Here is a 1,425-nt window from a genome sequence, read left to right as displayed (position 1 = left end):
CGCTGTACCAGGTCAGGCGCTCGTCGGACAACGCGACGCGCGACATCGCGCCGCTGACCGCGGGCGGGGTCGCCAACGCCGCCGCGCAGGACTCGTTCTGCGCGGGCTCCACCTGCCTCATCACGGTCATCTACGACCAGACCGGCCGCAACAACCGGCTCACCCAGGCGCCTCCCGGCGGTTTCAACGGCCCCGCTGCGGGCGGGTACGACAACCTCGCCGTCGCGACCGCCGCGCCGGTCACCGTCGGTGGTCAGAAGGCCTACGGCGTCTATGTCGCGCCGGGCACCGGCTACCGCAACAACAACACCAACGGCATCGCCACCGGCGACCAGCCCGAGGGCATGTACGCCATCTTCGACGGCACCCACTACAACGGCGGCTGCTGCTTCGACTACGGCAACGCCGAGCGCAACAGCCGCGACAACGGCAACGGCACCATGGAAGCCCTCTACTTCGGCAACAACACCGTCTGGGGCCGGGGCTCGGGCAACGGACCGTGGATCATGGCGGACCTGGAGAACGGCCTGTTCTCCGGCGTGAACCGCGGCCTCAACTCCAACGACCCGACGATCAGCCACCGGTTCCTGACCGCCGTCCTCAAGGGCGAGCCGAACCACTGGTCCATCCGCGGCGGCAACGCGCAGTCCGGCGGCCTGTCGACCTTCTACAACGGACCGCGCCCCAACGTCTCCGGGTACAACCCGATGAAGAAGGAAGGCGCGATCATCCTCGGCATCGGCGGTGACAACAGCGTGGGCGCGCGTGGCACCTTCTACGAGGGCGTGATGACCTCCGGCTACCCGTCGGACACCACCGAGAACGCGGTCCAGGCCAACATCGCCGCGGCCGGCTACGCCACCGCCTCGGTCGGCGGCCCGACGCCCGGCTCGACCGTGTCGCTGCGCGCCACCACGGCGTGCTGCACCGACCGCTACGTCCACCACACCGGCACCACCATCGACACCGCGGTCGTCACCGGCTCCAGCTCCAGCACCGAGAAGGGCAACGCTTCCTGGATCGTGCGGGCCGGCCTGGGCAACTCCTCCTGCCTGTCCTTCGAGTCCAGGAACACGGCCGGCCAGTACCTGCGCCACCAGAACTACCAGCTCCACCTCGCCGCCAACGACGGCAGCTCGCTGTTCGCCCAGGACGCGACGTTCTGCCCGGAACCCGGCCGCAGCGGGCAGGGCACCTCGTTCCGGGCCAACAACTTCCCCGACCGGCTGATCCGCCACTACGCCAACACCGTCTACATCGCCTCGAACGGCGGTTCCAACACCTTCGACAACTCCACCTCGTACAACGACGACGTGAGCTGGGCCGTCACCTCGCCGTTGGCGCCGTGACGGTCGAACGAGCAATGTTATCGCTAACATATCGGTGCCTGCTGGCGCAGCTCGTTCAGGTTGTAGTACTGGCCCT

General features: G+C 68.3%; 1 protein-coding gene. It reads left to right on the top strand.

What is annotated here, in order from left to right:
* Nucleotides 1–1,349 (top strand): alpha-L-arabinofuranosidase B (locus AB0G02_RS27135; RefSeq protein ID WP_360798963.1); only part of this gene is annotated, 1,349 nt, incomplete at its 5' end.
* Nucleotides 1,350–1,425 lie beyond the last annotated feature (76 nt).

It is taken from the genome of Actinosynnema sp. NPDC023658, assembly GCF_040639995.1.
Lineage (GTDB): Bacteria > Actinomycetota > Actinomycetes > Mycobacteriales > Pseudonocardiaceae > Actinosynnema.
This window is presented reverse-complemented; position numbering and strand designations above follow the sequence as displayed.